Origin of the sequence: Empedobacter stercoris, assembly GCF_025244765.1 — a bacterium.
GTDB classification, from domain to species: domain Bacteria; phylum Bacteroidota; class Bacteroidia; order Flavobacteriales; family Weeksellaceae; genus Empedobacter; species Empedobacter stercoris.
On the sequence record NZ_CP104209.1, the window covers coordinates 1,397,891 to 1,423,925 of the forward strand.

General features: G+C 34.7%; 17 protein-coding genes, 2 tRNA genes, 3 rRNA genes and 1 pseudogene. 7 read left to right on the forward strand and 16 right to left on the reverse strand.

Annotated elements, in window-relative coordinates; all coding sequences use genetic code 11:
• The first annotated feature begins 6 nt into the window (after positions 1-6).
• The 4 genes from NZD85_RS06580 to mqo all read left to right on the forward strand — a co-directional run bounded on the left by NZD85_RS06580 (position 7) and on the right by mqo (position 6,484).
• Complete coding sequence (locus NZD85_RS06580; protein ID WP_260544374.1) at positions 7-2,253, forward strand: zinc-dependent metalloprotease; 2,247 nt, start codon at positions 7-9, stop codon at positions 2,251-2,253.
• A 154-nt stretch (positions 2,254-2,407) separates the two neighbouring features.
• Positions 2,408-2,686, forward strand: a complete 279-nt coding sequence (locus NZD85_RS06585) for a co-chaperone GroES (protein ID WP_019975019.1) — start codon at positions 2,408-2,410, stop codon at positions 2,684-2,686.
• A gap of 107 nt (positions 2,687-2,793) precedes the next feature.
• A complete protein-coding gene (gene groL / locus NZD85_RS06590) occupies positions 2,794-4,419 on the forward strand; it encodes a chaperonin GroEL (protein ID WP_188319648.1) in 1,626 nt (541 codons plus the stop codon).
• 589 nt (positions 4,420-5,008) lie between these two features.
• Complete coding sequence (gene mqo, locus NZD85_RS06595; protein WP_188319642.1) at positions 5,009-6,484, forward strand: malate dehydrogenase (quinone); 1,476 nt, start codon at positions 5,009-5,011, stop codon at positions 6,482-6,484.
• A 557-nt stretch (positions 6,485-7,041) separates the two neighbouring features.
• Here mqo and rrf read toward each other — a convergent pair.
• The 7 genes from rrf to NZD85_RS06630 form a co-directional block, all read right to left on the reverse strand.
• Positions 7,042-7,149, reverse strand: a 5S ribosomal RNA gene (rrf, locus tag NZD85_RS06600).
• Between the two features lie 258 nt (positions 7,150-7,407).
• A 23S ribosomal RNA gene (locus NZD85_RS06605) occupies positions 7,408-10,192 on the reverse strand.
• A gap of 172 nt (positions 10,193-10,364) precedes the next feature.
• Positions 10,365-10,438 (reverse strand) — tRNA-Ala (locus NZD85_RS06610).
• Positions 10,439-10,482: 44 nt separating this feature from the next.
• Positions 10,483-10,556: transfer RNA gene (locus NZD85_RS06615), tRNA-Ile, on the reverse strand.
• Positions 10,557-10,661: 105 nt separating this feature from the next.
• A 16S ribosomal RNA gene (locus NZD85_RS06620) occupies positions 10,662-12,180 on the reverse strand.
• The 16S, 23S and 5S rRNA genes sit together here with 2 tRNA genes alongside, the layout of an rRNA operon.
• Before the next feature lie 700 nt (positions 12,181-12,880).
• Positions 12,881-13,180, reverse strand: a complete 300-nt coding sequence (locus tag NZD85_RS06625; RefSeq protein WP_260544381.1) for a type II toxin-antitoxin system RelE/ParE family toxin — start codon at positions 13,178-13,180, stop codon at positions 12,881-12,883.
• Positions 13,180-13,428 (reverse strand): type II toxin-antitoxin system ParD family antitoxin, encoded by a 249-nt coding sequence (locus tag NZD85_RS06630; protein ID WP_171624019.1) that lies wholly within the window; start codon positions 13,426-13,428, stop codon positions 13,180-13,182. The genes NZD85_RS06625 and NZD85_RS06630 overlap by 1 nt, the downstream gene beginning before the upstream one ends.
• 367 nt (positions 13,429-13,795) lie before the next feature.
• Here NZD85_RS06630 and NZD85_RS06635 point away from each other — a divergent pair.
• Together NZD85_RS06635 and NZD85_RS06640 are read left to right on the forward strand one after the other, a co-directional pair.
• Positions 13,796-14,218, forward strand: a pseudogene (locus tag NZD85_RS06635) (transposase); the annotation flags it as partial.
• A gap of 268 nt (positions 14,219-14,486) precedes the next feature.
• Positions 14,487-15,464 (forward strand): IS110 family RNA-guided transposase, encoded by a 978-nt coding sequence (locus NZD85_RS06640; protein WP_221854447.1) that lies wholly within the window; start codon positions 14,487-14,489, stop codon positions 15,462-15,464.
• Between the two features lie 117 nt (positions 15,465-15,581).
• On the opposite strand, the gene NZD85_RS06645 is transcribed toward NZD85_RS06640, so the two are convergent.
• From NZD85_RS06645 to NZD85_RS06680, 8 genes are all read right to left on the reverse strand, one after another.
• A complete protein-coding gene (locus NZD85_RS06645; protein WP_260544386.1) occupies positions 15,582-15,911 on the reverse strand; it encodes a hypothetical protein in 330 nt (109 codons plus the stop codon).
• Positions 15,912-16,263: 352 nt separating this feature from the next.
• Positions 16,264-16,842, reverse strand: coding sequence for a hypothetical protein (locus tag NZD85_RS06650; protein WP_260544388.1), 579 nt, complete (start codon positions 16,840-16,842; stop codon positions 16,264-16,266).
• A gap of 146 nt (positions 16,843-16,988) precedes the next feature.
• Positions 16,989-17,459 (reverse strand): hypothetical protein, encoded by a 471-nt coding sequence (locus tag NZD85_RS06655; RefSeq protein WP_260544390.1) that lies wholly within the window; start codon positions 17,457-17,459, stop codon positions 16,989-16,991.
• A 440-nt stretch (positions 17,460-17,899) separates the two neighbouring features.
• A complete protein-coding gene (locus NZD85_RS06660; RefSeq protein WP_260544392.1) occupies positions 17,900-18,094 on the reverse strand; it encodes a hypothetical protein in 195 nt (64 codons plus the stop codon).
• A 1,012-nt stretch (positions 18,095-19,106) separates the two neighbouring features.
• Positions 19,107-20,048 carry a YihY/virulence factor BrkB family protein gene (locus NZD85_RS06665; protein ID WP_260544394.1) on the reverse strand — a complete coding sequence of 314 codons (942 nt, stop codon included), beginning with the start codon at positions 20,046-20,048 and terminating at the stop codon, positions 19,107-19,109.
• Between the two features lie 103 nt (positions 20,049-20,151).
• Entirely contained in the window at positions 20,152-21,759 is a 1,608-nt protein-coding gene (locus NZD85_RS06670; protein WP_260544396.1) for a pyruvate dehydrogenase complex dihydrolipoamide acetyltransferase, read from the reverse strand.
• Positions 21,760-21,764: 5 nt separating this feature from the next.
• The gene (pdhA, locus tag NZD85_RS06675) at positions 21,765-22,769 is read right to left on the reverse strand and encodes a pyruvate dehydrogenase (acetyl-transferring) E1 component subunit alpha (RefSeq protein WP_171623545.1); all 1,005 of its coding nucleotides are present in this window, start codon (positions 22,767-22,769) and stop codon (positions 21,765-21,767) included.
• A 56-nt stretch (positions 22,770-22,825) separates the two neighbouring features.
• On the reverse strand, positions 22,826-23,299 hold the full coding sequence (locus NZD85_RS06680) for a cytidine deaminase (protein ID WP_171623544.1): 474 nt from the start codon (positions 23,297-23,299) through the stop codon (positions 22,826-22,828).
• 108 nt (positions 23,300-23,407) lie between these two features.
• Between NZD85_RS06680 and NZD85_RS06685 the strand changes: the two genes are divergently transcribed.
• Positions 23,408-24,934 (forward strand): YifB family Mg chelatase-like AAA ATPase, encoded by a 1,527-nt coding sequence (locus tag NZD85_RS06685; RefSeq protein WP_171623543.1) that lies wholly within the window; start codon positions 23,408-23,410, stop codon positions 24,932-24,934.
• Positions 24,935-25,005: 71 nt separating this feature from the next.
• Here NZD85_RS06685 and NZD85_RS06690 read toward each other — a convergent pair whose 3' ends face one another.
• Positions 25,006-25,980, reverse strand: coding sequence for a PhoH family protein (locus tag NZD85_RS06690; RefSeq protein ID WP_171623542.1), 975 nt, complete (start codon positions 25,978-25,980; stop codon positions 25,006-25,008).
• Positions 25,981-26,035 lie beyond the last annotated feature (55 nt).

Genomic DNA, 26,035 nt, shown 5'->3' on the forward strand with positions numbered 1-26,035 from the left:
AAATTTATGAAATCAAAATTTATTATCTTATCTCTACTTATGGGAGGAACTTCTGTTTTTGCACAAGTTAATCACTGGCAAGAATTGAAGAATAAGAATTATCAACCAACCAATTTAGTAGAAAGATCTACTGTTCCAAAAGAATTTAAATTATTTAAATTAGATGTTAGCAGTTTAGTAAACGATTTAAATTCTGTAGCAAATAAGGGAAGTAATCAACCAAATTTAGTTTACATTCCGAATGAATCGGGTGAATTGACGAAATATCTTGTAGAAGAATCATCAATCATGGCTCCTAAGCTACAAGAAAAATATAACATGATTAAATCGTATGTTGGAAAATCTGTTGACGGAAAATCTACTATCCGATTTAGTTATTCGCCTTATCATGGTTTGAGTGCAATGATAAACAAAGGAAATGAAATTTCTTATATCGATGCATACACAGAAGATTTATCTACTTATATTTCTTACAGCAGAAAAAATGTTGATGATAACACAAACTTCGTCTGTCATACAGATAATGTATATCAACAGAATTTGATCAATCAAATAACAAATGATCTACCTGTAAATAAAATTGCAAACGATGGTAAATTAAGAAAATACCGCTTAGCGCTTGCTACGACAATAGAATACTCGAGATATCATTTTAATAGAGCTGGATTAGCAGGAGGAACAGAAGAAGAAAAAAGAGCTGCTGTAATGTCTGCTATGAATGTAGCAATGACCAGAGTAAATGGTGTTTATGAAAGAGAATTTGGTGTAACAATGGAATTGGTAGAAAACAATGATAAAATTGTTTTTATTACTACTGATGAATACACAAACAATAACGGATCAACTATGTTGGGGCAAAACCAAACTGTTATCGATAGAGAAATTGGTGTAGAGAATTACGATGTAGGTCATGTCTTTTCAACTGGAGGTGGCGGAGTAGCCTATCTAAAAAGCCCTTGCGGTTCTTATAAAGCTGGTGGAGTTACTGGTTTAAATTCTCCTATCAACGATCCTTTTTATATTGATTATGTAGCACATGAAATGGGACATCAATTTGGTGCTCCTCATACTTTCAATAATTCGTGTGGTGGAAATCGTTCTGGAGCAACAGCTGTAGAACCTGGAAGTGGAAGCACAATTATGGCTTATGCAGGTATTTGTCCTCCTAATATACAAAACAATAGTGATCCATATTTCTCAACAGTTAGTGTAAATAACATCTACACTTTTATCACTTCAGCAGCAGGAAGTTGTTCGGTAAACACAGATTCAGGAAATAATGAACCTGTAATTCAAATCGATAAACTATCGTACGGTATACCACATTCTACTGCATTTGTATTAGACGCTAAAGCTACAGATCAAGACGGAGATGCCATCACGTATAACTGGGAACAAATAGATACTCAAATCGCAACACAACCGCCAGTATCAACTAATACAGCAGGACCTACTTTTAGATCACTTAATCCTACAACAGAAAGTTATAGATATTTCCCTAATTTAAAATCCATCGTTGAAGGAAAGTTAACTTTTGAAACAAATCCAACACCAATGACTTGGGAAGTAATTCCAAGTGTATCTCGTTCGTTAAGATTCTCTATTTTAGTTAGAGATAATAATCCTAAAGGCGGACAAACAGCACGTGAAAATATTACTTTAAACGTGAAAAATGTTGGACCATTTAAAGTAACTTCTCAATCTGAAACAGATCATTGGACACATAATTTACCAGCAACTATTACTTGGGATGTAGCAGGAACTGATGCAAATGGAATTGACACACAAAATGTGAAAATTTTATTATCTGTAGATGGTGGTAAAAACTTTGATTATGTCTTAGCAGAAACAACACCAAATAATGGTACATACGAATTTACAGTTCCTTCGGATATCCAGTTAACAAAAGAAGCTCGCATTATGATCAAAGCAATTGATAATGTATTCTTAGCTGTAAATACAGCGAATTTCGAAGTTTCGGACAAATTAGCAACATTAGATCTTAACACAAAAGACCTTGCTACAATTTCTCCAAATCCATCAAATGGTAATGTTAATGTTAACTTTGCAAAATCAATTGTATCAGCGAAAGTTACCGTTGCAGATTTAACTGGAAAAACAGTTTATACAAATAACTTAAAATCAGCTAAAACTCAGCAATTAGATTTAACTAATCTACCAAACGGTGTGTACATTGTTTCTATCGAAACTGGAAGTGAGCAATTCTCAAAGAAAATTATTATTAAAAAATAATCGCATATAAAATTGCTTAAAATGCCAAGTTGTCTGACAGCTTGGCATTTTTGTTTTAAGGAATGAAATTAACCTATCCATAATGGCAGAAATTATCTATTGGCACGTTTTTCGTTGAATTAAAACCATCAATTATTAAAATAAAAATACAAATATGTCACAATTAAACATTAAACCATTAGCAGATCGAGTGGTTATTGAGCCTGCTCCTGCAGAAACTAAAACAGCATCAGGAATTATTATCCCAGATTCAGCAAAAGAAAAACCACAAGAAGGAATCGTTGTAGCAGTTGGTAATGGTAAAAAAGATGAACCAATGACTGTTGCAGTTGGAGACAAAGTTCTTTACGGAAAATATTCAGGAACTGAATTAAAATTAGAAGGTAAAGACTACTTAATTATGCGTGAAGCTGATATTTTGGCTATCATCTAAATTTAGTTGTAATTAGTAAAATGTATTAAGTACAAAGTAACTTATTTTTAATTTTTAATCATATTCGACTTAAGACTTAAGACTTAAGACAACAAAACTTATAAAAAATGGCAAAAGATATTAAATTCGATATTGAATCAAGAGACGCTTTAAAAAGAGGTGTTGATGCATTAGCAAATGCAGTTAAAGTAACTTTAGGACCAAAAGGTCGTAACGTAGTTTTAGAAAAATCTTTCGGTGCTCCACACGTAACAAAAGATGGAGTTTCTGTTGCGAAAGAAATCGAATTGGAAGATCCAATCGAAAACTTAGGTGCTCAAATGGTAAAAGAAGTAGCTTCTAAAACTAACGACGTTGCTGGTGACGGTACAACTACTGCTACAGTTTTAGCGCAAGCTATCGTTCGCGAAGGGTTGAAAAACGTTGCTGCTGGTGCAAATCCAATGGACTTGAAACGTGGTATCGACAAAGCTGTTACTGGAATCGTTGCAAACTTAAGAGAACAATCACAAGAAGTTGGTGATTCTTCAGAAAAAATCAAACAAGTTGCTTCTATCTCTGCAAATAACGATGATACAATCGGATCATTAATCGCAGAAGCTTTCTCTAAAGTAGGAAAAGAAGGTGTTATCACTGTTGAAGAAGCAAAAGGAACTGAAACGTATGTTGACGTTGTAGAAGGTATGCAATTTGACCGTGGATACCAATCGCCTTACTTCGTTACAAACGCAGATAAAATGATTGCTGAATTAGAGAATCCTTACATTTTATTATGTGAGAAAAAAATCTCTAACCTACAAGAAATCTTACCTCTATTAGAGCCAGTTGCTCAATCAGGTCGTCCATTTTTAATCATTTCTGAAGAAGTAGAAGGCCAAGCTTTAGCTACTTTAGTGGTTAACCGCTTAAGAGGTTCATTAAAAATTGCTGCTGTTAAAGCGCCAGGTTTTGGTGATCGTCGTAAAGCAATGTTACAAGATATCGCAATCTTAACAGGTGGTACAGTTATTTCTGAAGAGCAAGGAATCACGTTAGAAACGGCTACTTTAGAAATGTTAGGAACTGCTGAAAGAGTAGTTATCGACAAAGACAACACAACAGTTGTTAACGGTGCTGGTGATGCAGAACAAATTAAAACTCGTGTAAACCAAATCAAAGCTCAAATCGAAACAACAACTTCTGATTATGACCGCGAAAAATTACAAGAACGCTTAGCTAAATTAGCTGGAGGTGTTGCTGTATTATACGTTGGTGCTGCTTCTGAAGTTGAAATGAAAGAAATCAAAGACCGTGTAGACGATGCTTTACATGCAACTCGTGCTGCTGTAGAAGAAGGTATCGTTGCTGGTGGTGGTGTTGCTTTTGTTAGAGCTTTAGCTAACTTATCAATCGAAACAACTAATGCTGACGAAGCTACAGGTGTTAAAATTGTAACGCGCGCTATCGAAGAACCATTACGCCAAATTGTTCACAATGCTGGTGGTGAAGGTTCTGTAGTTGTTGCTAAAGTAAAAGAAGGAACAGGTGATTTCGGATACAATGCAAAAACAGATGAATATGTAAACATGATCGAAGCTGGAGTGATTGATCCAACTAAAGTTGCTCGTGTTGCATTAGAAAACGCTGCTTCTGTTGCTGGTATGTTAATTACTACTGAAGCTGTTGTGACAGAAATTAAAAAAGATGAGCCTGCTATGCCACCAATGGGTGGTGGAATGCCAGGAATGATGTAATCATCAACTCATAAAATAATACACAAACCTTGTTTAAGTCTTTATACTTAAGCAAGGTTTTTTTTATTCATCACAACAACTTTACGAAAACCGGCACGTCTTTTTAGGAAAACCTGCTGAGAAATTGAAAAAAAGCACCGCAGGTTTTATTCAACTTCTGCGCTGCTTTTTTCCAATTAACATCAATGTATTATAAATAACTGGTTACTAACGTCAACCCAAAACCTTTCCAACCTCTCTTTTATTCGACTCTTATCAACATCATATCTGACTAATTTCTTTTTTATTGGTTAAATCTGAGTAATTATAAAAAGAGGAAAACAAAGAAAAAAGAAAAAAAATAAAATCTATTCCACTTAGAACAATAAAATTTAGCACTATTAAGCTAAAATATTTGATGTTATTTATTAATTAAAGACACTTATAACGTAACTCAATTAATGATAGAAAAGTTATTTCTATAAAATATTAAGCAACAAATTATCATATACAAAATAATTTATGTAATAAATCATTGTTTTTACTGCATATTATTTCGTGAAAAAGGCTATTTATTAATACCTTTGCAACGTAAATATATTTTTGAAAAATGGAAAAACAACCTCAAGAGGTAGTATTAATTGGTGCTGGAATAATGAGTGCTACATTAAGCATACTTCTTAAAAAAATAAATCCGGCTATTAAGATTTCTGTTTTCGAAAAATTAGATAAAATTGGATTTGAAAGTTCTGACGCTTTCAATAATGCTGGTACAGGTCATTCTGCTTTTTGTGAATTGAATTATACACCAATTGACAAAAATGGTAATGTAAACATTGACAAAGCAATTAACATTGCAAAACAATTTGAAACTTCGAAAGAATTTTGGTCTTACTTAGTTGAAAATAATTATGTTTCTTCTCCAGAAAAATTCTTACGTCCAACTCCACACATGTCTTTTGTTTGGGGAGAAGATGATGTGAATTTCTTGAGAAAACGTTACGAAAAACTATCTCAACACCCTTTATTCAAAGACATGGAATATTCTGAAGATTTTGCAAAAATCAAAGAATGGGCTCCGTTGATTGTAAATGGTAGAAATGAATCTGAAAAAGTTGCGGCAACGCACATGAATTTAGGAACTGATGTTAATTTTGGTGAGTTAACTCGTCAAATTTTCCAAGGTTTAAAAAACAAAAACGAAATCACACTTGAAACTGAACATGAAGTAAAAGACTTAACTCGTCTTAGCAACGGTAAATGGGCAGTAAAAGTAAAAGATTTAAAATCGGGGAATAATAAAGCTGTAAATGCAGACTTTGTATTTATAGGTGCTGGTGGAGGAGCAATTTTATTGTTGCAAAAATCTGGAATTCCAGAATCGAAAAAATTTGGCGGTTTCCCTGTTGGTGGACAATGGTTGATTTGTCAAAACGAAGAAGTCATCAAACAACATCATGCAAAAGTATACGGAAAAGCAAAAATTGGTGCACCACCAATGTCTGTTCCTCACTTAGATACACGCGTTATTGATGGTAAACAATCTTTGTTATTTGGTCCATTTGCCACATTCTCAACTAAATTCTTAAAATACGGATCTAACTTAGATTTATTTAAATCTGTAAATTTAGGTAACGTAGGTTTCTTGATGAATTGTGGTTTAAACAACATCGACTTAACAAAATACTTGATCGAACAAGTGATGTTATCAAAAGCTAAAAAGGTTGAATCTTTACAAGAATATTTACCTGAAGCGAAATTAGATGATTGGTTTGAGCAAACTGCAGGTCAACGTGTTCAAGTAATCGAGCAACAAGACGGAAAAGGTACTTTAAAATTTGGTACTGAAATCGTAACCTCTCAAGACGGATCAATGTCAGCCTTATTAGGCGCATCTCCAGGAGCATCTACTTCAGTAAGTGCAATGCTAAACTTAATGAAACAATGTTTCCCTGATTTAATGAAAAACGATTGGAATGACGCAATCAAAACAATGATTCCTTCTTACGGTGAAGATTTAGGTCAAGCCGATTTAATCGAAGCTTCTCGCGCTAGAACAACAAAAGTTCTTAAAATTTTAGAATAAAAATTTTTCTTACACGCTATACAAATCCTGGTAATTTATATTATCAGGATTTTTTATATAATTTAGTTTCAGCAATATTGTATTAAACTTTACAACAACAATTAAACTTAAATAATTTCTTTCTGGGCGTTCCCTCGCCAACAAAATTATAATTAAATAGTAAAAATTTCCTACGCTCGGTCGGGCTATCCGTTGCAATCTTTTGTTTGGAGTATCATAGGTACCTAAAAACAAAATCCTTCGTCAAACAAAAGGATTTCCACTACTATCCCTAACGCGAGTTTTTAAGTTCTGAGTTTTGAGTAATAAGTTATAAGACATAAGATTTAAGACTGCCAATAAAAATCTAAACAAACTAGGAGTGTTATCGAGTTCTGAGTTAATTTTAAAAAGGAAGCTTCCTTTTTATCAAGAAGAAGCTCCTCGTTGAATAATTAGAAGCCTCTTGTTTTATAGAACATAGTCTGGAGATGCGTAAAGCTTAAAACGTTCTGCCTAAAGCGCGACGTATAACCACAAAAAAAGCCTCAAGATTATTTCTTGAGGCTTTTGATAAAAACTGGCGACGACCTACTCTCCCGCAATAGCAGTACCATCGGCGCAGGCAGGCTTAACTTCTCTGTTCGGAATGGGAAGAGGTGAGCCCTGCAGCTATAGTCACCCTAATATTTTTAATTAGGTATTAGTTCCTAGTATATCTTGACATTATTAAATGTTGTATTAAGTCTTATGTTTTATTGTATTAAGTGATTACTTAATACTTTATACATAATACATTTTACAAACTTTTACAATCTGGTATTACATGTTTAATCCAAATAAGATTAACTAACCTTCTCTATGACGATTAAATCAATCTTAGTATTTAATCTTTTTATTGTTATTGGTATCGCTACCAACTATCTTTGATTCGTTGTACTTTTAAGAAAAAGTCTATGGGTAATTAGTACTACTCGACTATGACATCGCTGCCTTTACATCTATAGCCTATCAACGTTGTAGTCTACAACGACCCTTTAAAGAAGTCTAATCTTGCGGCGAGTTTCGCACTTATATGCTTTCAGTGCTTATCTCTTCCAAACGTAGCTACTCAGCGGTGCACCTGGCGGCACAACTGATACACCAGAGGTTTGTTCAACACGGTCCTCTCGTACTAGAGTCAAGTCCGCTCAAACTTCTAACGATCACAACAGATAGAGACCGAACTGTCTCACGACGTTCTGAACCCAGCTCGCGTGCCACTTTAATGGGCGAACAGCCCAACCCTTGGGACCTTCTCCAGCCCCAGGATGTGACGAGCCGACATCGAGGTGCCGAACCTCCCCGTCGATGTGAGCTCTTGGGGGAGACTAGCCTGTTATCCCCGGAGTACCTTTTATCCTTTGAGCGATGGCCCTTCCATACGGAACCACCGGATCACTATGTCCTGCTTTCGCACCTGATCGACTTGTTGGTCTCACAGTCAAGCACCCTTATGCCATTACACTCTACGCACGGTTACCAAGCGTGCTGAGGGTACCTTTGAAAGCCTCCGTTACTCTTTTGGAGGCGACCACCCCAGTCAAACTACCCACCATGCACTGTCCTTCCTAAAAGGAAGTTAGGCTCCAAGTAAATAAAGGGTGGTATTTCAACAATGACTCCACAATACCTAGCGATACTGCTTCATAGTCTCCCACCTATCCTACACATTATTTACCCGAAGTCAATACAAAGCTATAGTAAAGGTTCACAGGGTCTTTTCGTCCCGTTGCGATTAACCGGCATCTTCACCGATACTACAATTTCACCGAGATCATGGTTGAGACAGTGCCCAGATCGTTACACCATTCGTGCAGGTCGGAACTTACCCGACAAGGAATTTCGCTACCTTAGGACCGTTATAGTTACGGCCGCCGTTTACTGGGGCTTCAGTCAAAACCTTCGAATTACTTCTAAGCTCCTTCCTTAACCTTCCAGCACCGGGCAGGTGTCAGACCCTATACGTCATATTTCTATTTTGCAGAGTCCTGTGTTTTTGATAAACAGTCGCCTGGGCCTTTTTACTGAGGCTGACATTGCTGTCAGCGACCTTTCTCCCGAAGTTACAGGTCTATTTTGCCTAATTCCTTAACCATGAATCGCTCGAGCGCCTTAGGATACTCTCCTCGACCACCTGTGTCGGTTTACGGTACGGGCTGCACATCTCGCTATTTCTTGGAACAATTTTCAGAGGATTATCACTCTAACCGAAGTCTTCGTGTACTATCCCTACTTTACGTAGGTTCAACGTACTATTCCGTCAGTACGCACCTCCTACAATCATTCGTCACTTTTATTGAGTGCAGGTACGGGAATATTAACCCGTTTGCCATCCACTACCCCGTTAGGGTTCGTGTTAGGTCCCGACTAACCCTCAGCTGATTAGCATAGCTGAGGAAACCTTAGTCTTACGGCGAATAAGTTTCTCACTTATTTTATCGTTACTCATGCCTACATTTTCTTTTCTAAAAGCTCCACCATCCATTACCAGATGACTTCTGCGCCGTTAGAATGCTCCCCTACCAGTAGTACTAATGTACTAATCCATAGCTTCGGTAATATGCTTATGCCCGATTATTATCCATGCCGGATCGCTCGACTAGTGAGCTGTTACGCACTCGTTAAATGAATAGCTGCTTCCAAGCTAACATCCTAGCTGTCTATGCAATCCAACCGCGTTTTTTCAACTTAGCATATATTTGGGGACCTTAGCTGATGGTCTGGGTTCTTTCCCTCTCGGACATGGACCTTAGCACCCATGCCCTCACTGCCTAGAAACATATATTAGCATTCGGAGTTTGTCAGGAATTGGTAGGCGGTGAAGCCCCCGCATCCAATCAGTAGCTCTACCTCTAATATACTTAACTAAACGCTGCACCTAAATGCATTTCGGGGAGTACGAGCTATTTCCCAGTTTGATTGGCCTTTCACCCCTACCCACAGGTCATCCGAAGACTTTTCAACGTCAACCGGTTCGGTCCTCCACTTTGTGTTACCAAAGCTTCAACCTGCCCATGGGTAGATCACAAGGTTTCGCGTCTAATACTACTGACTCTAACGCCCTATTCAGACTCGCTTTCGCTACGGCTCCGCACCTGAAGTGCTTAACCTTGCCAGCAACATTAACTCGTAGGCTCATTATGCAAAAGGCACGCCGTCACTCCGAAGAGCTCCGACCGCTTGTAGGCGTACGGTTTCAGGTTCTATTTCAACTTTCTATTCGAAATGCTTTTCACCTTTCCTTCACAGTACTAGTTCACTATCGGTCTTTGAGGAGTATTTAGCCTTGGAAGATGGTCCTCCCATATTCGGACAGAATTTCTCGTGTTCCGCCTTACTCGTTATCAACTATATAAAAATTTCACTTACGGGACTATCACCCTCTACGGTTAACCTTTCCAGGTTATTCTGTTATCCTTATAAAGTCTTTAGGGCTAATCCGCGTTCGCTCGCCACTACTTACGGAATCTCAATTGATTTCTTTTCCTATTGGTACTTAGATGTTTCAGTTCCCAACGTTCGCTCTCACTTACGTGAGTGACATGTCTTCAACATGCCGGGTTGTCCCATTCGGAAATCTACGGATTAATGCGTATGTGCCGCTCCCCGTAGCTTATCGCAGCTTATCACGTCCTTCATCGCCTCTCAAAGCCTAGGCATCCGCCGTACGCCCTTTGTAACTTTTTTCTCGATTTAACCGTCATATTATTGAGCGGTTATGTTAATCTTACTCGTTTTCTTGATTAATTGTATACCTTATATAAACTTTGATTTATTTCTAAATCTGTTTTGATTGTATGTTTTTTTCAATAATGTCAATGAACTCTTCTGCTTTAAACGAAATTCGTTTATCGCTTCGTGGAGAATATCGGAGTCGAACCGATGACCTCTTGCGTGCAAGGCAAGCGCTCTAGCCAGCTGAGCTAATCCCCCTCTTTGTCGTATTTCGAAATTCGTAAATCGAACTTCGTCTTTAGTAGTCTCAGGCAGACTCGAACTGCCGACCTCTACATTATCAGTGTAGCGCTCTAACCAGCTGAGCTATGAGACTCTTTAATACTCTTAAAGAGTGGTCTATATTTATAGTTTATACAGAATAAAAAGCCGAATCAAAATCAATCTTCTAATTAATAGAAGAAAATTCGTCGTTCTCTAAATATGAGATGTTCCAGCCGCACCTTCCGGTACGGCTACCTTGTTACGACTTAGCCCTAGTTACCAGTTTTACCCTAGGCAGCTCCTGTTACGGTCACCGACTTCAGGTACCCCCAGCTTCCATGGCTTGACGGGCGGTGTGTACAAGGCCCGGGAACGTATTCACCGCATCATGGCTGATATGCGATTACTAGCGATTCCAGCTTCATAGAGTCGAGTTGCAGACTCCAATCCGAACTGAGATAAGTTTTCGAGATTCGCATCCTATCGCTAGGTAGCTGCCCTCTGTACTTACCATTGTAGCACGTGTGTAGCCCAAGACGTAAGGGCCGTGATGACTTGACGTCGTCCCCACCTTCCTCGCGGTTTGCACCGGCAGTCTCATTAGAGTCCCCGTCTTTAAACGCTGGCAACTAATGATAGGGGTTGCGCTCGTTGCAGGACTTAACCTAACACCTCACGGCACGAGCTGACGACAGCCATGCAGCACCTTGCATTCTGTCCGAAGAAAAAACTATTTCTAGTCCTGTCATTATGCATTTAAGCCTTGGTAAGGTTCCTCGCGTATCATCGAATTAAACCACATGCTCCACCGCTTGTGCGGGCCCCCGTCAATTCCTTTGAGTTTCATTCTTGCGAACGTACTCCCCAGGTGGGATACTTATAACTTTCGCTTAGCCACTGAATCCGAAAATCCAACAGCAAGTATCCATCGTTTACGGCGTGGACTACCAGGGTATCTAATCCTGTTCGCTCCCCACGCTTTCGTCCATCAGCGTCAGTTAATGTTTAGTCACCTGCCTTCGCAATTGGTGTTCTGCGTAATATCTAAGCATTTCACCGCTACACTACACATTCCAGCAACTTCAACATTACTCAAGACTAACAGTATCAATGGCAGTTTCATAGTTAAGCTATGAGATTTCACCACTGACTGATTAATCCGCCTACGGACCCTTTAAACCCAATAAATCCGGATAACGCTTGCACCCTCCGTATTACCGCGGCTGCTGGCACGGAGTTAGCCGGTGCTTATTCTTCTGGTACCTTCAGCTATCTACTCGTAGATAGGTTTATCCCCAGATAAAAGTAGTTTACAACCCATAAGGCCGTCTTCCTACACGCGGGATGGCTGGATCAGGCTTCCACCCATTGTCCAATATTCCTCACTGCTGCCTCCCGTAGGAGTCTGGTCCGTGTCTCAGTACCAGTGTGGGGGTTCACCCTCTCAGGCCCCCTAAAGATCGTCGACTTGGTGAGCCGTTACCTCACCAACTATCTAATCTTACGCATGCCTATCCTACTGCGATAAATCTTTCAAAATTCCATAATGCTATGAAATCTATTATAAAGTATTAATCCTCCTTTCGAAGGGCTATCCTTTTCAGTAGGGCAAGTTGCATACGCGTTACTCACCCGTGCGCCGGTCTCTAATTCCCGAAAGAATTATACCCCTCGGCTTGCATGTGTTAGGCCTCCCGCTAGCGTTCATCCTGAGCCAGGATCAAACTCTCCATTGTAAATTATTTTGTTTAGTCTATAAGACTTATGTTTTTACAACTTCGAATTTCCTTAAGCTCCATTATTCAAGGATTGACTTCGTTATTATTCGGCTTATTTTTTCTTCTGTATATATTATAATTTCAAATGAACTTCTCAGTTTATAACTTACAAAACATCGCTGTTTCTGTAAGCGGTTGCAAAGGTAAAACTTATTTCTTAACTACCAAATTTTATTTTAAAAATTTTAAAGTTTTTATTTCAATAAGTCAATTTACTTCGCAGCAAAATCACTCTCGTGATTTGCGGTTGCAAAGGTAAAACTTATTTCTAATTCAACAAAATTTATTTTTAAAAATTTTTGTCGCTTGTTTTACTTTATGTCAACTACAATACTACTCGTCTTTCGTATTGGGATTGCAAATATACAACCCATTTTTCCGAACTTCCAAACGCATTTTACATTTATTTTACTTTCTATCCCTAACTGATTGTTATGACGGGAAATATTTTTTGAGATTTTTAGATTTGAAAAACTAGATAGTAGATTTCTGACCCAAAAACATCGTTTTTACTACAGAAAATGAGTAGATATTATAAGCAGTTTTTTATTCATCGTTTCCAATGTAGCTCAATTCTTTGTTTTTTTTGTCTAACTGAAATAAAAATTGGAGTTGTGCAACAGTTACCCTTGTTAGCTGCAGCCAGAATTACGGTTAATTATTCATTAATATGAGATTCAATATCCATTTGTTGATGTAAAATTCTAATAATTTCCACAATTTCTTCCTTTATATTAATTCTGTAAAAAATGAAATGTGATTTTACTCTAGATCTAAAATATCCTTTTCTAAAATCATTGTAATTTTTCCCTGTTTTTGGGTTTTCAGAAATATATTCAATTTCATCTATTATTAAATCAAGATAATAATCAGCTTGTTCCAAAGACCATTCTTCAAAAGTATAGAGCCAAATATTTTCTAAATCAATTTCAGCTTGCTTACTGATTTTGTAATTCATTATTTAGCAGAATATTTTTGATGTAAATTTTGTTTGAATGATTCTCGATTAAAATCTGAAGAAAAACCAGATTTTTCTCCTTTTTTTAATTCTTTAATTAATTCAGTTTTCTTTGTTTCTTCATGCTCAAACATTCTTAAAGCAGCTCTTACAACTTCACTTGCCGAAGAATATTTTCCAGTTTTTATTTGTGAATTGATAAAATTGTCGAAATAATCGCCCAATAAAATCGAAGTATTTTTTGCCATAACCATTTGATTTAAATTTCAAAATCAAATATACCAAGTTTTGGTATTTATTCAAAATTTATTTGCAGAAACTTGTCAAATCTGGTTGCAGATAACGGAAAAGCAGTTTCGAAATATTTTGACGAAATTTCAATCAAGACTAAACCCCACCATTGCGCCAACACCATGTGCTTGTTGCACAACTCAAAAATAAAAAAAATTCGGATCTTGTTGTATGCAAGGACGAAAAGAATTTACCCCACAATTATTTTACGAACTAAGCTTAGAGCGGTTAGTACCACCCGATAACTTTTATCGCCGTGTAAATCAAGCATTAGATTTACATTTTTTGTACAAATCCACTCAAAAATATTATGGCACTCAAGGTCAAGAAAGCATTCAAAAACCTTTGTACGATAAAATGCACGAAAAACTCACCCAAAACAAAGCATATCACCGCAGGTTAGTAAAACGACGAAGTGCTACAGTAGAACCCGTTTTAGGAACGTTGATTAACTTTTTTAACCTAAAACGGATCAACAGCAGAGGAATATCACAAGCCAATAAACACGTTTTGATGTCAAGTTTATCCTACAACTTGAAGAAATACCTGCGCTTTACAGTGAAAAAATCAAGTGTTTTAGCTCAAGTTCTTTCCTTAAAACAAGGAAAGAACTACGCTTTCATAAAACAAGTTTATTTGAAATTTAAAAGAGCTGTTTTAAGCTATCCTAATTTTAGAATTCCTTTAGATTTGAAAATCTTAAATTGTAGTATAAAAAGAAGAGAAAAGAGTTTGAGTACACTATAACGAGTTCAGAGCTATATAATCTCATATTCTGATTAAGACTCAACTCTTTCTTATCAAATTCCTTTAGATTTGAAAATCTTAAATTGTAGTATAAAAAGAAGAGAAAAGAGTTTGAGTACACTATAACGAGTTCAGAGCTATATAATCTCATATTCTGATTAAGACTCAACTCTTTCTTATCAAATTCTCAAATAGAAATTCGGGTTAAAAACCCATTAGTAAGGAATCGAGTTATTGATAAGTTTCTCTTCTCATTAAATTCAAATTTATGGAAAAAATTGTTATTGGTATTGATGTGAGTAAATTAACTTTAGACATCTGCATTCAAGAAAATGGAGTGAATCGTTTTGAGAACATTTCTAATACTGAAAAAGCTATCAAAGATTTTTTCAAACAGTTTGATAAAAAACAAGAAATTCTGATTGGAATGGAGAATACAGGGCGATTTAACGCTATTCTTTACAGCGTTTTAGTCAACTATTCTTTTACTGTTTATGTAATCAATCCTTTGCATTTGAAAAAAAGTATGGGATTAGTTAGAGGTAAAAATGATAAAATTGACAGCGAACGTATTGCTGTATTTTTACTGAAAAACCATATGGATCTTCAAGAGTGGAAACCTAATTCTCAAGTGATTGAAAAAATTAAATTATTGAATGCTGAAAGAAAACATCGCGTTAAAATAAGAGCTGGATTACTAGCTCAAAAACAAGATGAATTATTTTTAAAATCAATTGTTGACAAAGCTGTTTTACGTTTAAACACTAAGCTAATCGATGTATTAACGAAACAAATTAATGAGATCGAAGATAGAATCTATCAATTAATTTGTAATGATGAACAGCTTTATAACCATTATAAAAGAATACAATCAATCCCTGGAGTAGGAAAAGTTTTAGCTTTTAATATGTTGATTAAAACGGATGGTTTTACAACCATAAATACGCCAAGACAAATGGCTTGCTATGCTGGAATAGCTCCATTTGATTTTCAATCTGGAACTTCCATAAGGCGAAAACCGAAAGTTTCATCAATGGCTGATAAAGATTTGAAGAAACTATTGCATTTAGCTGCAATGAGTGCTATTCGTTTAGACAATGACTTGGCTATTTATTATCATCGAAAGGTAGAAGAAGGGAAAAATAAAATGTCTGTTTTAAATGCTGTTAGAAATAAAATTATTCATCGGATTTATGCACTAATTAAAAATCAAAATATTTATAAAAATAACTTGGTTTTGTCATAGAAATCAGAATGTTTTTAAAAAATAAACCTCGCTTAAAAAGGCTTAAACGAGGTCATATATTCTGTTTTTTACTGTAAATTAGAGTTGTGCAACAGTTACCTTTGTTAGCTGTAGTATTTATTTAACATTGATATTTGCAATTGGTTCATCTTTTCTGATAAAGTATATCCAATAAAGAGTAGTATCGTTTATATCTCTTTTAAATGTAACTTTTTCATATGAATAAATTGAGTCAACTAATACTCTTCCCTTATCTTTAATAAAATTAATATCTTCTTTTTTAATACTATATTTAGTATTAGGAATTATATTTATATTATTTTCACTTAGATATTTTTTTAATGATTCAGTTTGATTTTTATTGTTTACAAAGTTTAAAACCATTAATGATAAAAAAGACATAATGATTAATGTAAATGGTATGTAAAATAATTTATTAGAAGCCATTTTTATAAAATCTTCATTTTTATCTACGGATTTATCAAATGAGTTGTAAATTTTAAAATTAAATAAAGAATATATAAACAATATTATAGTATTTAGTATTAGAATTATTTTAAAAATACTGATGATTATGGACATAAAGATTTTAAATATTACAGCTAACGAGCCGAGTATTTGCGAAGAACGGGAGAGAAATTGAGCGAAAGCTCAAGTTCGTGCGTTCAAGCAAATTGCTCCTTTTATGAAACTAAATTAGTTGAAAGTTTTCATAAAAGCAATTTTGCGCTGGAAAAAACGGTGGTGAAAGTTTACTTTCAGCCCGTTTTATGCAAATACAATGTTAGCTACAGTTTCTTTATTTTTCAATTTCTTTTTTTGAAGTAAAAATTATTAAAATACAGTTTATTGCTAATAAATAATATCCTATTTTAAATTGATTTATGTTTTCAACTATTTCCGAAACATATAATCCGATAGTTGAATAAATTAGTAATAATAAATTAATTATTCCCAATCTATAAGTTAAATTATACTTTTTGACAAAAGCAGAAATGAGTAAAATAATTGAGTTAATAAAAATTAAGAGTAAAGCAAATATCGGATAAAAAGTTTTATCAGTTAAAATTGATTTCTGCTTAAATTCTTTTAAGTTAATTTCTCCGAAAGTATTTTTAAGTATTTGATAAAAATTGAATGTGCTTTCTTTTTTACTTTCGATAATCTTCTTTTCTCTATCTTTTTTTGATTTTAATAATTCAGCTTGTATTTTAGGATTATTTTTCAATGTGTTTGTACTGTCTAATGCAATTTCTGCTGGAATCATTTCAAGAGTGAAATTTTCAATAGCTTTATCTGAGCAAGTCCTTAAAAATGGAAGAGTAAAAAGTAAAAAGCTTAAAGAAACTAAAGTTCTTAATTTTATTGAATTCTTCATTGAAAGACAGATTTTTTTGAAATTGTAGCTAACGTTTTTAGGATTTGCGAAGAACGGTAAGAATTTGAACGGCAGTTCAGACTCGTACGTTCAAGCAAATTGCTTTGTTATAACGAAATTAACTGATTGTTATTGCAAAATCTATGTTAGCTGTAGTTAATTTTTGCTTTTAATTTTTGAAAAATACTTTTACTATTTTGATTTCCTAAAATAATAAATTCACGATTTTTTTCATAGGAAATTATTATCCTTCCTTGATGAGGAATATATCCCATTCCAAATTTTTTATTCTCGTTAAATTTTACATTTTTAATTTTTGAATATTCAATAATAAAACTGGCTTTACTTTTATTAATATTCATATTACCAATAGGAATATGTTTTTTGTATTTATTTTCAATATATGTATTGATAGAATCAAAATCTGAATTAGATTGTATCACTTTTATAAATGGATATATTAAAAAATCATATTCAGTTTCTATTGTAATTAGGTTTGCTATTTTAAATCCTATTAATGAATTTTCAGTAAAACATATTAAAAATGTACGATTTAATATTAACCCGTAATATTCCATAGCAATGAATTTACTTTCTTCTTCAAATAATTTTACCATGTAGATTGGATAATTAATTACAGCTAACGTTTTTGGGCATTGCCGAAGGCGGGGATTTTTAGCACTAAAGTTCAATCGAAGAACGAATGTTGAACCTTGTACAAACGTCCAATCGAAGCTGTTCAGCCCCGCTTTTGGCAATACCTTGTTAGCGGTTCGGGCTTCATTTGTCAGTTTTTTTTTAGTGTTGTTTGTGTTTCATATCATACATATCAAATCCGTCTGCCTAACAGTTGTTTTTAATTTCAAACAGTTCAAAACCTTGCTTTTCATAGAATTTGTACGCAACCTGTGAAGTTCTATCAGTATTTTTTTGAATACTATCAATTTAGTTAAGTATGTCAATTCTGTGCTTCAATTGTTTTGTCCGCAAAGATATTCCTTGATAGTCAGTATGAAATATGTGCCAACTAATTTTGTCTAGCCCAATTCATTTTTCTTTATACAACAGTCTTTTGATGTTTAACTGTAAAAACAACTCCTAATATCAAGAAAGTCAAGAATACTGGATAAAGAGTGAAAAAGACAGAGTGAATTGAGGTCAATGATAAGCCTAAAGCTAAAAACATATGAAGGCAGGCGGTTACAATCATTCCTACTGTTCCGATGGTGAAAAATGGATGAAATTTTTTCATTTTACTGTTATTTTATTTGTTAATACTCATTTTAAGTTCGTAGCGTTCTTTTAGCCTGATCGCTAACTTTTAAATATACGCAACTTTCTACAAAAACCAAATAAAAAGTTAAAACAAACATTACTTGTTGTAAATAAGCTAATTAAATATGATAATTAATTGCGTATTTAGAATTGTTTATGGATTTTTTTGTGTGATTTTAAATTCAAATAAAGTTTTACGTTAACAAATAAGAGTATTCCTGAAATTATAATTGGCCATAAAAACATATAAAAATCGAGTGGATTTTCTTTTATATTTTTTAGACTATCAAACATATTTTTCCAACCTTGAGTTCCAGTCACTATTGAAATGAAAGTAAAATAGCCTACGATACTTAAAAATAGAACTAATATTTTTAGTCATAATTTTGATTTAAGTTTCGTGAAAATCAGCTATATCCTCAATTCGTACTTGCAGCTTACTCCCTACTTAAAGGCAGGATGAAGGCAAGATGAAGGCAACATAGTGGCAGTAGAGAGGCAGTAGAGTGTATACAATACTTTTTTTGGACGGTTGAAGGTTGATGGAAATTCGTCTAAATTCTCGATACAAAAATAATAGATTTTCACTCCTTTAGATTTGAAATTCTTAAATTGATACAAAAAGAGAATGTGTTTAAGTACACTATTATCACTCAAAATTAAAAACTTATAGTTCGATTCAGACTTAAACACATCTTATCAAAAATTCAAATAGAAATTCGGGCTAACAACCCATTATAAAGGAGTTGAATTAATGATAATATTCTCTTATTAATCGAAATGACGAAAATTAAAAGTGGTTTTCAAGAGTTTTAATTTTATTGTCGGTTTATAGTTTTAAAAAAAGGAAATTCATTGCGCGCGAGGTTTGCATTTTCACAACAAGCCATGATTAGGCGGTGACGATTTGCTGAATCAAGCAAATGGGCAGCGGCTACTTTTGGGTTATGGACTCGGGAAAGGTTTCGCGAAGCGAAATAAATTAGTCACTAATCTATACTTTCATAATCTTTTTTATCGAGTTGATGATCAATAAACGATACTTTTCTAAGTTTAGCATTTTTCTTCGGAATGATTGGGTAACCTTTGGCTTCAGCGAAAACTTTTGTGAATTTTGCGCCGAAATATAGAATTGTTGCAACATAATAAATCCACAACAAAAGAATAACCAACGAACCTGCCGATCCAAAAATGGTAGAATATTTGGAGTTTGCGATATAAATACCAATTAAATATTTTGCAATAAAGAATAGAATCGCCGTAAAAAACGCTCCTACAAAAGCTTGTTTTGCTTTGATACGTGCATCGGGAAGAATCTTGAAGAGAATATAAAATATCAAAATCGAGATTGAAATACTCAATGTATTATTAAGAAGAATAACTGTGGTCTTCGTCATAATGGTATCGAGTTCGAAAAGACTGAAAATTTCTTCTCCAAAACTCATTAATATACTATTTAATATTACTGTTGCTATTAAAACTATTCCTAATGAAAGGATAATCAAAAATGAAAGCCCTCTATTTATTACAAATTTCAACCAAGCTCTACGAGGAACTGCTTCGACACGCCAAATAAGATTGAGACTATCTTGCATATCGGTGAACATTGTTGTAGAACCAAAAATCAAAATTCCGATACCTATATATAAAGCAAGCGAACTATCTCCTGAAATGGTAGAATTTGTAACAAAATTTTGTACAGCTAAAGCGACATCTGGACCAACAATATTTTTAAGCTCATAAAACATTCGGTTTTCGATAGCATCTTTCTTAAAGAATAAACTTGCACTGGAAATTACAATCAGAATTAATGGTGAAAGTGAAAACAATGCGTAATAAGTTAACGAAGCGCTCAATTTCATAATTCGGTCCTCACCAAATTCAACAATTGTCTGTTTTAAAATATTAAAGTAGAATTTTAGTTGCTTCATTAAATTAATTACTTTAGAGATTAAAGATACAAATTCATAAAATCTATAACAAAAAAAAGACCATTCGATGAATGGTCTTTAAAAAAATATATTAAATCTTAGCTTACACTAACATTGTAACAGGATTTTCGATGTACATTCTTAATGTTTGTAAGAATTGTGCACCTGTTGCTCCGTCTACTGTTCTGTGATCACAAGCTAAAGATAATTTCATTGTGTTACCAACTACAACTTGTCCGTCTTTTACAACTGGTTTTTGAATAATTGAACCAACTGATAGGATACAAGAGTTTGGTTGATTGATAATCGATGTGAATGATTCGATTCCAAACATACCTAAGTTTGAAACAGAGAATGTTGATTTTTCCATTTCATCTGCTTTTAATTTGCGATCTCTTGCACGACCTGCATAATCTTTGACCTCAGCAGAAATTTGAGCAAATGATTTTTGATCTGTATTTTTAACAACAGGAACCAATAAACCATCTTCTACAGCAACTGCCACACCGATATTGATATCTCCATGTTGAATAATTTCTGTATCTGTCCAAGTAGAATTAACAGCTGGATGTTTGCGTAAAGCCATTGCACATGCTTTCACAATCATATCGTTGAATGAAATTTTCGTATCAGGCACCGAGTTTAATTGTTTGCGCGCAGCAATCGCATTATCCATATCCAACTCTACATTTAAGTAATAATGAGGAGCTGTAAATTTAGATTCAGCCAAACGTTTAGCGATAACTTTTCTCATTTGAGAATTTGGAATCACTTTATCTTCGCCAGAAACAAAAGCTTGAGCAGGTTTGACTACTTCAAATTTTGGTTCAGCTTTTGGTTGTGCGGATGGTTGATAATTTTCGATATCCTTTTTCACGATACGTCCATTATCTCCAGAACCTTTTACCTCAGCTAAATTAATTCCTTTATCTTTTGCAATTGTTTTTGCCAATGGAGATGCAAAAATTCTATCAGAAGAAGTTGTCTCTTCTACTTTATTGTTTACATCCAACTGTACAACAACTGGTTTTTCATCTTCTTCTACAATTTCAGTAGTAGGAGCTGCATTTTTACCACCATTTGCTACAATAGCAGAAACATCAGTACCTGCTTCACCAATAATTGCTAAAACCGTATCCACTGGAGCTGGTTCGTTTACTTTCGCACCTTGATACAATAAAACACCGTCAAATTCAGATTCGAATTCTTGTACTGCTTTATCAGTCTCAATTTCTGCAAGAATATCTCCTTCAGCAACTGTATCTCCTACATTTTTGTGCCAAACAACTACGGTTCCCTCTTCCATCGTATCCGATAAACGAGGCATTGTAATTACTTCAACATTTTCAGGAATTGCTGCAGTAGGTTGAGCGGTTGATTTTTCAGAACTGGGAGATTCTTTAATTTCTTCTTTTTCCACTTTATTTTCATTTGTAGAATTCCCAGCAGCAATTAAACCTGAAATATCTTCTCCTTCTTGACCAATAATAGTCAAGATTTCATCAACTTTTGTTGAAACACCTTCTGCTATTCCTTGATATAATAGTACTCCATCAAATTCAGATTCGAATTCTTGGATTGCTTTATCTGTTTCGATTTCTGCTAAGATGTCTCCCTCAGCTACTTTATCTCCTACATTTTTGTGCCACTTTACAACAGTTCCTTCCTCCATTGTATCGCTTAAGCGAGGCATTGTAATAATTTCTGCCATGGTTTTTAGTTGTTTTCGATTTTATCTAAAAATGGATAATTTTCTTCAGAATAGATATAATCATACATTACGTTTTCTTGAGGATAGTCAGATTTTTCTGCAAACTCTGCACATTCTTCTACTAAAACTTTTACTTCATCAACAATTGCATCCAATTGTTCTTTCGTTGCCCAATTGTTCACTAAGATATGATTTTCTACATTCAAGATTGGATCTTCTTGTTTGTATTCTTCCACCTCCTCTTTTGTACGATACGGTTCTGCATCTGACATTGAGTGACCTCTATAACGATATGTACGAACATCTAAGAAAGTTGGTCCATCACCACGACGCGCTCTTTCAATCGCTTCGTAAGCAGCTTCCGCAACTTTTACAGGATCCATACCATCTACAGGCATACAAGGCATTTCATAACCTAAACCTAATTTCCAAATATCTTCGTGGTTAGCTGTACGAGAAACAGAAGTACCCATCGCGTATTGATTATTTTCACACACAAAAACTACTGGTAATTTCCAGTTCATCGCCATGTTAAATGTTTCATGTAATGTTCCTTGACGAGTTGCACCATCTCCCATCAAACAAATTGTTACACCATCGCGGTTGAAGAATTTATCACCAAAAGCAATACCTGCTCCTAATGGAATCTGTCCACCTACGATTCCGTGTCCACCATAAAAATTATGTTCTTTACTGAAAACGTGCATAGAACCTCCTAAACCATGAGATGTTCCTGTTTCTTTTCCACATAACTCGGCTAAGATACGCTTAGGATCTACTCCCAAAGCCATTGGCCAAACGTGGCAACGATACGCTGTAATCACATGATCTACACCAGGTTTCATCGCATGAATAAAACCAGCTGGTAAAGCTTCTTGCCCATTGTATAAATGTAAGAATCCTCTAATTTTTTGTTTTAAATATAATGAACGACACTTATCTTCGAAGCGACGCCAAAAAGTCATATCACGATACCATTGTAGGTACGTTTCCTGCGTTAATTTTTCCATAATTGCACAATTCCTTTGGAACAAATTTAAACTAATCTATTTAGTGTGCAAAATTGCTACCCTAAAAATTCATCTGTAAAATGCAATGGGAGCAAATCTTTAGCAGAATTAACCACTAAAACTTCACCTTCGTTTCCGGATAAGATTAATTCGATTGGTTGCGCTTGTTTCTTTTCGATTTCTAAAATATACTGACGACACATTCCACAGGGCGGTAATGGATAGTTGACATTTGGTGTAGAAACGGCTAATTTTTCTATTTTAATATTAGGGAAGTTTGCATTTACATAAGCCAACAAACCTCTTTCAGCACAAGCACCAACAGGGTAAGAAGCATTTTCTTGGTTTGAACTCGAAAAAATTTCTCCATTTTCTAATTGAACCGCGGCACCAACTTTAAAATTAGAGTAAGGTGCATAGGCTTGATGAGAGATTTCTAAAGCTTGATCAACTACTTTTTTTTGTTCAGCCTCAAGCTCATTTTTATTTTCGAATCGATCAAATTCAAAAGAATATTTTTCTTTTTTCATATAGATTAAACACTAAAGTGTTTTCATTTAATTAATTATTAAATACTTAAGTCCTTTTATCTATTTTATTAATTAGAAAAAGGAAGTAAATTTATAAAAAAATAAGATATGTTGGTAAAAATTTTTGCAAGTGCTATTTTCGGTGTTTCCGCTCAAACCATTATTGTCGAAGTAAATATCGATCAAGGTGTTGGTTATCATCTGGTCGGTCTACCCGATAGTGCAATCAAAGAAAGTAATTTTAGAATTAATGCAGCATTAAAAAATTGTAACTTAAAGTTACCTGGAAAAAAAATCACCATTAACATGGCTCCTGCCGATTTACAGAAAGAAGGTTCTGCTTATGATTTACCTATTGCAATTGGAATTTTAGCTGCATCGGAACAAATAAAATCTGAAGAAGTTGGAAACTACATTATGATGGGAGAACTTTCTCTTGACGGTTCGTTGCGTCCTATAAAAGGTGCTTTACCGATTGCAATACAAGCAAAAGAGGAAGGTTTTGACGGAATTATTTTACCCAAACAAAATGCCGATGAAGCAGCTGTCGTAGAAGGCATTCATGTTTATGCCATTGAAAATATACAGGAAGTTGTTCACTTTTTCAATCACGAGATCGAATTGCAACCTCATCAAGTTGATTTGAACGCAGCTTTTTTTCATGAAATTGAAAATTATCCGTTTGATTTTGCAGATGTAAAAGGACAAGAAAATGTAAAACGCGCCATGGAAATTGCCGCAGCTGGTGGTCATAATATTATTTTGATTGGACCTCCTGGAAGTGGAAAAACAATGTTAGCAAAACGTATTGCTTCGATTCTTCCACCGATGACAATTAACGAAGCATTGGAAACGACCAAAATTCATAGCGTAGCTGGAAAATTATCCAACAAATCGTTGATTGTAAGTCGCCCATTCTCATCTCCACACCATTCTATATCTGACGTAGCTTTGGTTGGAGGAGGATCTTATCCTCAACCCGGAGAAATTTCTTTGGCACATAACGGGGTTTTATTTTTGGATGAATTACCTGAGTTTAAACGTACAGTTTTAGAGGTTATGCGACAACCCTTAGAAGATCGAGAAGTAACTATTTCGAGAGCAAAATTCACCGTGAATTATCCTGCAAGTTTTATGTTAATCGCTTCGATGAATCCCAGCCCAAGTGGTTATTTCATGGATGATCCGAATAACACCTCAACACTAACAGAAATGCAACGTTATATGAACAAAATTTCTGGCCCTTTATTGGATCGAATCGATTTACATATCGAAGTTAATCCTGTTCCATTTGATGATTTATCACAAGAACGACGTGGAGAAAAGAGTGCTACAATTCGAAATCGTGTGATTAATGCACGAAAAATTCAGACCAAACGATTTATAAATTCAAAAACTCATTACAATTCGCAAATGGGACCAAAAGAATTAGATGCTTTTTGTGAGTTGGACGAACATTCCAAAAATTTAATCAAAGTGGTGATGGAAAAATTAAATCTTTCTGCTCGTGCCTATGATCGAATTATTAGAGTTGGGCGAACAATTGCAGATTTGGACGATTCTGAAACTATTCTTTCTAAACATATCAGCGAAGCTATTCAATATCGAAGTTTGGATCGAAATCAGTGGATGTAAGAAGCGGTAAGTAAAAACGAATGTATTAAATTAAAAAGCCAATTGCGTTTGCAAACAATTGGCTTTTTGATTTACTTTTTGATATCTATTTTCTCGCGTTCTTTGTCTTCGCTTATTTTATAAGCTTTCAAGACTTCACGAACAATTTTATGTCGAACAACATCTTTATCATCTAAATAAATAAAACCGATATCTTTTACGTCTTTCAATATATTAATCGCTTCACGTAAACCAGATTTTTGTTTTGGAGGTAAATCAACTTGACCAGGATCTCCAGTGATTATGAACTTAGAATTTTTCCCCATACGCGTCAAAAACATCTTCATCTGCGCATAAGTTGTATTCTGAGCTTCATCTAAAATTACAAAAGCATCATCTAATGTTCGTCCACGCATAAATGCCAAAGGTGCAACTTCTATCACTCCTTTTTCGGTGTAAGTAGAAAGTTTCTCAAACGGAATCATATCTTTTAACGCATCATACAATGGTTGTAAATATGGATCTAACTTATCTTTCATGTCGCCTGGTAAAAAACCTAAATTTTCACCAGCTTCCACTGCAGGACGTGTCATGATAATTCGTCTCACTTCTTTATTCTTCAACGCTTGTACAGCTAAGGCAACTGCTGTATAAGTTTTTCCAGTTCCGGCAGGACCTATCGCAAATACCATATCTTTATTATAAACCGTTTGCACTAATTTGTGTTGATTAGGCGTTTGAGGTTTAATCATTTTACCATTTACACCGTGAACAATGATTTCATCTTCTTTTTTCATTTGAAGCATTTCATTATTATCTTCGGTCATGATAATTTCAAGTTCACGATCAGATAGTCGATTATATTTGTGAATATGCTGAATAACTCGTTGCATTTTTTGGTCAAAAATTTTCAGAACATCCTCATTTCCAAAGACTGTTAATTCTCTTCCGCGAGCAACAATTTTCAGTTTTGGATAATATTCTTTGATTCTTTTTAGATGTTCATTATTAGCACCATAAAAATCTTGCGCATTAATTTCCGCTAATTCTATGTTAATTTCTGTCAAATGAGATTGTTTTTTTGGTTCATTTACACAAAAATAAAGAATAATAAACAATATA

Bases quoted from the DNA above. Each gene is read 5' to 3' on its own strand.
- NZD85_RS06660 (WP_260544392.1), bottom strand. From the start codon at position 18,094: ATGAAAAAATTTCATCCATTTTTCACCATCGGAACAGTAGGAATGATT.
- NZD85_RS06680 (WP_171623544.1), bottom strand. From the start codon at position 23,299: ATGAAAAAAGAAAAATATTCTTTTGAATTTGATCGATTCGAAAATAAA.
- NZD85_RS06655 (WP_260544390.1), bottom strand. From the start codon at position 17,459: ATGGTAAAATTATTTGAAGAAGAAAGTAAATTCATTGCTATGGAATAT.
- NZD85_RS06585 (WP_019975019.1), top strand. From the start codon at position 2,408: ATGTCACAATTAAACATTAAACCATTAGCAGATCGAGTGGTTATTGAG.
- NZD85_RS06645 (WP_260544386.1), bottom strand. From the start codon at position 15,911: ATGGCTTCTAATAAATTATTTTACATACCATTTACATTAATCATTATG.
- NZD85_RS06640 (WP_221854447.1), top strand. From the start codon at position 14,487: ATGGAAAAAATTGTTATTGGTATTGATGTGAGTAAATTAACTTTAGAC.
- NZD85_RS06665 (WP_260544394.1), bottom strand. From the start codon at position 20,048: ATGAAGCAACTAAAATTCTACTTTAATATTTTAAAACAGACAATTGTT.
- NZD85_RS06650 (WP_260544388.1), bottom strand. From the start codon at position 16,842: ATGAAGAATTCAATAAAATTAAGAACTTTAGTTTCTTTAAGCTTTTTA.
- NZD85_RS06625 (WP_260544381.1), bottom strand. From the start codon at position 13,180: ATGAATTACAAAATCAGTAAGCAAGCTGAAATTGATTTAGAAAATATT.
- NZD85_RS06670 (WP_260544396.1), bottom strand. From the start codon at position 21,759: ATGGCAGAAATTATTACAATGCCTCGCTTAAGCGATACAATGGAGGAA.
- NZD85_RS06630 (WP_171624019.1), bottom strand. From the start codon at position 13,428: ATGGCAAAAAATACTTCGATTTTATTGGGCGATTATTTCGACAATTTT.
- pdhA (WP_171623545.1), bottom strand. From the start codon at position 22,769: ATGGAAAAATTAACGCAGGAAACGTACCTACAATGGTATCGTGATATG.
- groL (WP_188319648.1), top strand. From the start codon at position 2,794: ATGGCAAAAGATATTAAATTCGATATTGAATCAAGAGACGCTTTAAAA.
- NZD85_RS06685 (WP_171623543.1), top strand. From the start codon at position 23,408: ATGTTGGTAAAAATTTTTGCAAGTGCTATTTTCGGTGTTTCCGCTCAA.
- NZD85_RS06580 (WP_260544374.1), top strand. From the start codon at position 7: ATGAAATCAAAATTTATTATCTTATCTCTACTTATGGGAGGAACTTCT.
- mqo (WP_188319642.1), top strand. From the start codon at position 5,009: ATGGAAAAACAACCTCAAGAGGTAGTATTAATTGGTGCTGGAATAATG.